Origin of the sequence: Pseudomonas sp. SIMBA_068 (assembly GCF_046534705.1) — a bacterium.
GTDB lineage: Bacteria > Pseudomonadota > Gammaproteobacteria > Pseudomonadales > Pseudomonadaceae > Aquipseudomonas > Aquipseudomonas putida.
The window spans coordinates 1-257 of sequence record NZ_JAWRYI010000955.1; the positions used below are offsets into that span (position 1 = coordinate 1).

Below are 257 nucleotides of genomic sequence, written 5' to 3' on the forward strand. Positions count from 1 at the left end.
AGTCCTCACCCTTGACCTTGGGCAGCGCAAACGTTTTGCCCACGTTTTGCAAACTCAGGATGGGAGGCTGCGCGGGATCGATGCGGGTCAAGGGCGCGCGACGTTTGGCGAGCGCGGGGGCGGCACCAATCAAAGCGCGGGTGTAGTCGTGCTGTGGCGCGCCGAGGATCTGGCGTGGTGGCCCCTGCTCGACGAGCTCGCCGTGTTGCATCACCAGGATCCGGTCGGCGCGGTCGGCGGCCACACCCAGGTCATGG

General features: G+C 66.9%; 1 pseudogene. It reads right to left on the minus strand.

The window, feature by feature from the left end:
* Positions 1 to 257: pseudogene (locus SB756_RS32245) on the minus strand (ABC transporter ATP-binding protein); the annotation flags it as partial.